The organism is Bradyrhizobium sp. TM233, assembly GCF_036247965.1.
Taxonomy (GTDB): domain Bacteria; phylum Pseudomonadota; class Alphaproteobacteria; order Rhizobiales; family Xanthobacteraceae; genus Bradyrhizobium; species Bradyrhizobium ottawaense.
On the sequence record NZ_BTIG01000347.1, the window covers coordinates 1 to 498 of the forward strand.

Annotated in this window: 1 protein-coding gene; it reads left to right on the top strand. The window is 46.0% G+C overall.

Going from position 1 to position 498, the window contains the following annotated elements; translation table 11 throughout:
• On the top strand, positions 1-498 hold a 498-nt coding region (locus AABA86_RS34450), incomplete at both ends, for an RNase H-like domain-containing protein (protein ID WP_338309922.1).

Here is a 498-nt window from a genome sequence, read left to right on the forward strand (position 1 = left end):
AGAAGCATTAGCAACGCTACCAGTACTCTCCAAGCCAACATCAGGCGTTCCTTTGATACTCTACTTAGCAGTTACTGACAAGGCGGTGAGTACGGTGTTGCCCCAGGAAGAAGGAAATAAGCAGAAGGTTATATATTTTGTGAGCCATACTTTGCAGGGGGCGGAATTGCGATACCAAAAAATTGAAAAAGCGGCTTTGGCAATTCTGAAAACAGCAAGGCGCCTCAGACCTTATTTCCAAAGTTTCCAAGTCAAAGTTAAAAATGATGTTCCCTTAAGGCAGGTACTCCAGAAGCCTGATTTATCAGGGCGATTGGTCAGCTGGTCAGTTGAGTTATCAGAATATGATATACAATATGAGCCGAGGGGCCAAGTCACAATCCAAAGTTTGATCGACTTCGTGGCGGAATTAACGCCCACGGAAGGCGAGAAGACTCAAGGAGAATGGGTCCTATCTGTGGATGGATCCTCCAATAACACTGGAAGTGGGGCTGGGAT